Here is a 7259-nt window from a genome sequence, read left to right as displayed (position 1 = left end):
CCTTATATCCGGCCCCTCCGGTCGGGGACCGCGCCGTACCAGCTACAGCGTCATGTTCGGATCGGCGTCGACGTCGAACGGGGAGATTTCTCCTCGGTCGAATTTACGGCGGGCGACCTCCGCGATCATGGCGGCGTTGTCGGTGCATGCCGAGAGAGGCGGCACTGTCACACGGATGCCCTGGCGTCCGAGCTTCTTGATCATCATCTCGCGCAGATGCGGGTTGGCCGAGACGCCGCCGCCGATGCAGTATTCCTTGCATCCGGTGGCATGCAGCGCGTTCTTGGCCTTCTTGTACTGAACGTCAAAGACCGCGGCCTCAAACGAAGCCGCCAGGTCGGGCAGATGAATCGTACGCCCGGCTTTGGTCTCCTGCTCAATGTAGAGCGTCACGGCCGTCTTAAGGCCCGAAAGCGAGAATCGATAGTCTCCCCTACTATTGAGCGCACGGGGGAAGTCAATCGCGCGGGGATTGCCCGTCTCGGCCAGTTTGGAGATGATGGGGCCGCCGGGATAGCCCAGACCCAGCGCCTTAGCCACCTTGTCGAAGGCCTCACCCACGGCGTCGTCGAGCGTCTCGCCGAGCACCTCGTAGTCGCCCCACGCCTTGACGTGAACAAGCATGGTATGACCGCCCGAGACGAGCGTGAAGATAAACGGCGGCTTGAGATCGGGCTGCGCCAGCAGGTTGGCGAACAGATGACCCTCCAGATGGTTGACGCACACGAGCGGTTTACCGGCGGCATAGGCAAAGCCCTTGGCGAAGGCGACGCCCACCACCAGAGCACCCACCAGGCCCGGACCCTGTGTCACGCCAACAGCGGCGAGTTCGCTCGGCGCGATAGCTCCGCCCTCAAGACCAAGCGATGCCGCGGCGTCCTCGAGCGCCGCGTCCACGACGCTCACGATCACCTCGACGTGCTTGCGCGAAGCGATCTCGGGCACTACGCCGCCAAAACGGGCATGAAAATCGATCTGCGTCGAAACCTGATTGGCCAGCATATTACCGTCCGCATCGATAATCGCCACAGCCGTCTCATCGCACGAACTCTCGATGGCAAGCACCAGGCGACGGCGCTCAATTTCAGCGCGCTCCTCAACGGTGCGCTCGGGTGCAGATAGCGGCCATCCACGATGCTCAGCCGCCGTCGGCTCGGGCGAAGCGTTGTCGACCGGGAGCACCAAGGGCAGCGGCGCCGTCATGATGATGGCATCTTTGCCACCACCGTAGTAATCGCGGCGGCAGCCCGCCTCGGCAAAGCCCAGGGAGGCATAGAGCGCAATAGCGCCCTCGTTGCCATCCTCAACCTCGAGCGAGGCGGTCGTACAGCCGAGCATCTGGGCATCGTAGCTCACGTGCGACAGCAGCTTGCGGGCAATACCCTCGCGGCGATGCTTCGGGTCGACGGCAACATCCAGAATCTGCACGTCACCGTCTACGACCATGCCACCGGCAAGTCCCAGCAGCTGACCGTCGTCGTGCGCCACCCACCAGCTGCGCGGCGCCGCAACATCCTCGCCCAGCTCGGACAGGAACATGCCCGGCGTCCACGCCTCGTGCCCGGCGCCTTCAAAGCAGGCGGCCTCCAGCGCACTCGCGCCCTCGGCGTCCGCCGCACCCATGGGGCGGAATTGCAGATGGCGACCGGCGAGCTCATCGGCGACGCCCGTAATTTCGCTCTGCGCGCTCTCGGCAAGACCCAGGCGTTTGCGCTCGTTTTCCTCGGCGTCAGAAAGGCGCGTATAGATCGGTAGGACGCGGGCCGGGTCGCCGTCACCCGCGGCATGCGCAAGGAGGAGGCCCTCGCCCGAAGGCCACCACAAGTCGCGCTCTACGCAGCGAGCGGCCTCATCCTCGCCCAGCAGCTTGCCATAGCGCACGAGACCGTCGCCAGTCAGCTGAACCTGGTCCCAATCCGCGGCCTGGCGCCACTCATCAAGCGCCACGGCGGCCTTGACCACGTGCTCGCGCTCAAACTGACGCTCGAGGCCCTCGTCGCCCAGCATATACAAAGCCGGATACACCTCGCCACGCACGGCATCGGCCAGAATGCCGAGCTTGCCGCGCACGCCAGCCTTCCACGCGGTCCATGCGCAGGCATCGAGCGTCGACACACCTAACAGCGGCACGTTGGCACCGCGCGCCAAGCCCTTGGCGGTAGAAATGCCGATACGCACACCGGTAAACGAACCCGGACCGCGACCGACGACGTAACTGCCCACGTCAGCACAGTCCATGCCAGACTGGGCAAGCACGCTGTCGACGGTATTCACGAGCTCCACATTGGCATGGCGACGACACATATGGTCGCCACTCACCAGCTTCGCCTCGCCCGTCTGTCCATCAGTCCAGCTTGCCGCGCAGGCAAGCATATCGGTCGAAGTATCGAGCGCCACCACCAGCGCGTAATCGTTATGCAAGCTCATCTTGTACAGCCTTATCAATCAAATCGGAAAGCTCCGCTGCGCGCTCGCCGTGCGCCTCGAGCGTTATCATTCGCACATCGCTATCGTTCTCATCACGCTTAAGCGTTACCGAAAGATACTCGTCTGTCAGTTCGTCCTGGAACTGTTCGCCCCACTCCAACAGACAGGCGCCCTCATAGCCCAGTACATCGAAAATGCCCGTATCCTCGAGCTCGTAAGCATGCTCCAGACGGTACAGGTCAAAGTGGAACAGCGGAATACGTCCCTGGTCATGAACGGCCATGAGTGCGAATGTGGGGCTCGTGACCATATGGCCGTCGCCCAGACCACGCGAAACACCCTTGGTAAAGTGGGTTTTGCCCACCCCGAGGCCGCCGGTCAAGATCAGCACATCACCATCTTCCAGGCACGGCGCAACCAGCTCGCCAAAATGCTCCGTATCGGCAGAGCAAGCCGTTTTATAAATACCTACCCCCAGGCGCTCCAGGGACATATATGCTCCTTATTATTCCGAGGCACCCTCTGGCGCGGGATGCCGCTCCAGATAGTCGCCCAGCATCTTAAAGTCTTCCTCCAGCAGCTCCTGCCACGCCGGATTACGCAGCGCCGCCGCCGGATGGAACGTGGGCATCACCACAAAATGCCCCATCTGATGGAACCTGCCGCGCAGCTTGGTGATGCCGATCTCGGTCTTAAGCACAAAGTGCGTCGCGGGGTTACCGAGCGTCACGATGATATCGGGCCAAATGCTTCGAATCTGCTCACGCAAAAACGGTGAACAGGCCAGCACTTCCTCGGGCCGAGGATTGCGATTTCCCGGTGGGCGGCACTTAAGCACGTTGGCAATGTAGACGTCTTCGCGCTTGAGGCCAGCCAGCGACAGGATGCCGTTGAGATCCTCGCCCGCCGCCCCCACAAAGGGTTCGCCCTGCAAATCCTCGTTGCGACCCGGCGCCTCACCGATAAATATGACGCGGGCGTGGGGGTTTCCCACGCCAAACACGATGTTATGGCGCGACTGATAGAGTTGGCAGAGATGGCAGTCGCCTAAAACAGCCTCAATCTCCTCGAGCGCAACCTCGCGCGGCGCCTGGTGACTATGTCCGGGGATGTGCATGACACCCATGGTGGCTCCTACACGTAGATCTTGTCGAGACGCATGCCAAAGCCGCAGGCGACCTCGTAGTTAATCGTGCCGCGCAGGCGCGCCATCTCGTCCATAGCAATCTCGGCATCGCCATCGCGGCCGACAATAATCATCTCGTCGCCATACTCGGCCTCGGGAATCTCATGTGCCGGGTTGGACTGGATGGCGACCATAAACTGATCCATGCAGATGTTACCCACCTGACGCACACGTTCACCGCGATACAGCACGTCCATACGATTGGAGAGCGTACGAGAAAGACCGTCGGCATATCCAATCGGCAGCGTGCAGATCTGAACGCGCGTACGCGGCACGCGATAGGTAAATCCGTAGCCCACGCCCTCGCCCATCGCAGGATGTGCCACACGCGTCACGCGCGCGTGAACGCTCATGACGGGATCGAGCTGCATCACGCGGCTGCTCAGCTCGCACGGCTGCATGCCGTACAAGCCAACACCGGCGCGAATCATATCAAAATGCATCGAGGGATCAAGCATCGAGGACGGCGTGTTGGCACAGTGCACGATACCGCACTCAAAACCCGCGTCCTTTATCGCCTGAACGGCCTCCGTAAAGCGTTGGCACTGCAGTTTGTAGTCCCAACCCGAAGGTTCATCGGCCGTAGCGAAGTGCGTAAAGACGCCATCACACTGGATACCGCGATGGAAGCTAATACCACGAACAAAGTCGAGCACCTGCGTGTAGTGAACACCGATGCGGTTCATGCCCGTCTCGATGGCTAGATGGTACTTGCCCACCTTGCCTACCGCGACAGCGCACTCGCCATAGGCAAGGGCGAAATCGGACGTATAGACCGAAGGCATAATGTCAAACTCAAGCAGGGTGGGGATAGCCTCGATAGGCGGCTCGCTCAAGATCAGGATGGGCTTGGTAATTCCGCCGCGGCGCAGCTCAACACCCTCGCTGACCGTCGCCACCGCGAACATGTCGGCTCCGGCCGAGTACATGATTTTGGCGCACTCGACGGCACCATGCCCATAGGCATCGGCCTTGACCACGCAGCACAGTCGCTGACGTGGATTGAGCAGGTTCTTGTAAGCCCTCGTGTTGCGGCGAAGCGCCCCGCGGTCAATCTCAACCCAGGACCAGCGCGTCAAATCGGCTTTATTCATGATTAGTCATCCGACCCTTCGTCCATGATTCCCAGATCATCGAGTGCGTCCTTTGCCGCCAATTCCATGGCAGGACCGATTAAGTCGATCAGATCGGTCGCAATAACACTCTTCTCACCGTACTCCGTCGCCGCGGCAAAACCTGCGTAACTGTGAAGCGCGACGGCATACGAATACAGCAGCTCCCAGCGATCCATCTCATCACGCATGGTAGCCAGTGTGCCAGCCAAAATGCCCGCAAGAACATCGCCCGAACCGGCAGTCGCCAACGACGCCGGACCCGAGAGCGGCAAAAGCACGCGCTCAACGCCACAGATAGCCGTCGTCGGCCCCTTGGCAATAACCACGAGATTGTCGGAGCCAGCAGCCCAGACAACCTTCTGCGCGGCCGCGATTGCAGTCCCCAGATCGTTAACCTCGTCACCAGCAACCAAACGCGAAAGCTCGCGATAGTGCGGCGTCATGACGAGCGGCTGCTCACGGCGGTACATCTCAGGATTGCTATCGATACCGTCGATAGCAATCTTAGAAAGACAGTTGAGCGCATCGGCATCAAGGATCAGCGGCACATCAAGCTCCAACAAACCCGAAACCACCTGCATGGCACCGGCAGACGTTGTCATGCCGGGACCGCACAGTACGCAGCTGTACTTCTTTGCAATCTCGCACACGGTCATACGCGCAGCGGCACCAAAAGAGCCGCGGGAATCGGACGGAATAGCAAAAACCGGAATCGAGGGAAGCGCCATACGAATAAGATTGGCACACGCATCGGGCGTCGCGACAGCCACATAGCCGGCACCCGCGCGGGCAGCAGACTTGGCGGCCATAATGGCAGCGCCGGGATACTGCGCCGAACCGGCAACAATAAGGACGGAACCGCGAGAATATTTATCGATATTCGTGGGCAGCGGAGCAAAGAAATCCACCAGGTCACCAGGCTCGACTATCTCGGCGGCATGGTCGACATCATTGATGACCTCATCAAGGCGATCATAGAGGCTGCCGCACACCAGATCACCGGCGTACTCTGGGCCATCAGCGCTGTAGAGGCCAATCTTGGGCGTAATCATCGTGACCGTGCGCTCGGCACGGATGCAGTCGTCGTCGACAACACCGGTCTCGGCATTCAGACCCGAAGGAACATCGATGGACACCACATGGTCGGCACAGTCGTTAACTGTCGGAATCCAGATGGAGAACGGCGCACGCAAGTCACCGTGGAAACCGGTACCAAAAATAGCGTCAACAACAACGTCAGCCTTATCGATCAAAACCTCAAGCTCATCTCGTGAGGGACCGACGCACACATGTACGTCACGACCGGCGGTACGGCGGGCAACATGGCGAGCCAGAGCGGCAGGAAACTCATCCGGCTCAACCGGAGACACGATGTCCACGTCAACGCCCTTGTGACTCAAGATATCAGCCGCGACCCAGCCATCGCCACCGTTGTTGCCAAAACCGACCAGAACAAGGACGCGATCGGGATTGAGTTTAAGAATTTCACTAGCAGCAAACTCACCCGCCAGTTCCATAAGCTCGGCCTTCGAAGTTCCTTCGCGTTCGATAATATCCTCGAGGCGAACGACTTCCTCGGTACTCAAAACCGGTTTCATCTATGCTCCTAGCGTATCTTGCGAAGCATCGCCCTGGTGCTCCGTCAAAGCTGAATGTTGCAGTTGCTCAAGCTCATCTAAAACCGAGCGAGCCTCTTTGAATGTTTGTGCAACGCGTTCCTTGGTGCTCACCTTTTCTTCCTTAGGCTTTGGTCGAGCATCCTCGGTGATCGCAATGGCATTGGCAACGGCCAAATCACCCGTCAAGGTAATAGAAAGCGCAACTTCAACGACACCCAACTCTTGGGCAATCTCGAGCGCTCGACCCGAAAGCACTGCTTTAGGCTTTCCAAGCTTATCACGCGTTACCGAAACGTCTTTGCGGCCGACGCCCTGACTAAAGCCAGTACCAAGAGCCTTGAGAACCGCTTCACGAGAAGCAAAACGGCTCGCATAGTGCGCCGCAGGACGCGATGAAGCGTCGCAATATGCGCACTCTTCTTCGGTAAACACACGCCGAGCAAACGACGGCGTCTTTTCAAGGATTGATTTCATGCGGGAAATCTCGACGATATCAACGCCGATACCAGCTTCAGCCATGTTCACCTCCATATTGCACAGACTAAGTTATTGTAGCCCGTTAACGGAAGATGCGACAAACGAGGGTCATAAAACACAGCGAGTTTGTTAGATCAGGCTTAAAACGCAAAAAAGGGGGAGGCCGCGAGGCCTCCCCCTTCTTCAAGTCACATGACGGCTCGGTGCCGTCCACCGGTCAGCGGCGCCCTGGCCTCCCACGGGCCGGACCCGCAGTACTCTCGGCGCGATGGGGCTTAGCTTCCGGGTTCGGAACGGGACCGGGCGTGCCCCCCATGCTCTGGCCGCTGACCGGTGGGCGGCGCCCACCGTTACGGTGTCCTGGGTCTCAACTACGTGCCCTGGGGGCCGCATGGCGCATAGGAAAGATCTGACTCGGGGGCATCCTCGTGCCCG

The 7259-nt window shown here is 59.9% G+C and carries 6 protein-coding genes and 1 rRNA gene; all 7 read right to left on the bottom strand.

The window, feature by feature from the left end; all coding sequences use genetic code 11:
* Window positions 1-42 precede the first annotated feature (42 nt).
* Window positions 43-2427: a tRNA (adenosine(37)-N6)-threonylcarbamoyltransferase complex transferase subunit TsaD gene (gene tsaD, locus SFLMC1_RS11195; RefSeq protein WP_152073288.1), complete on the bottom strand. Its 2385-nt coding sequence runs from the start codon at window positions 2425-2427 to the stop codon at window positions 43-45.
* Window positions 2414-2920 carry a tRNA (adenosine(37)-N6)-threonylcarbamoyltransferase complex ATPase subunit type 1 TsaE gene (gene tsaE / locus SFLMC1_RS11190; RefSeq protein WP_152073287.1) on the bottom strand — a complete coding sequence of 169 codons (507 nt, stop codon included), beginning with the start codon at window positions 2918-2920 and terminating at the stop codon, window positions 2414-2416. The genes tsaD and tsaE overlap by 14 nt, the downstream gene beginning before the upstream one ends.
* Before the next feature lie 12 nt (window positions 2921-2932).
* Entirely contained in the window at window positions 2933-3553 is a 621-nt protein-coding gene (locus SFLMC1_RS11185; RefSeq protein ID WP_152073286.1) for a uracil-DNA glycosylase, read from the bottom strand.
* Window positions 3554-3561: 8 nt separating this feature from the next.
* A complete protein-coding gene (gene alr, locus SFLMC1_RS11180; protein ID WP_152073285.1) occupies window positions 3562-4707 on the bottom strand; it encodes an alanine racemase in 1146 nt (381 codons plus the stop codon).
* A 2-nt stretch (window positions 4708-4709) separates the two neighbouring features.
* A complete protein-coding gene (locus SFLMC1_RS11175) occupies window positions 4710-6326 on the bottom strand; it encodes an NAD(P)H-hydrate dehydratase (protein WP_154063948.1) in 1617 nt (538 codons plus the stop codon).
* Entirely contained in the window at window positions 6327-6866 is a 540-nt protein-coding gene (acpS, locus tag SFLMC1_RS11170) for a holo-ACP synthase (RefSeq protein ID WP_152073283.1), read from the bottom strand.
* A 173-nt stretch (window positions 6867-7039) separates the two neighbouring features.
* Window positions 7040-7155, bottom strand: a 5S ribosomal RNA gene (rrf, locus tag SFLMC1_RS11165).
* Between the last annotated feature and the right edge of the window lie 104 nt (window positions 7156-7259).

Source organism: Collinsella aerofaciens (assembly GCF_901212495.1).
GTDB classification, from domain to species: domain Bacteria; phylum Actinomycetota; class Coriobacteriia; order Coriobacteriales; family Coriobacteriaceae; genus Collinsella; species Collinsella aerofaciens_H.
This window is presented reverse-complemented; position numbering and strand designations above follow the sequence as displayed.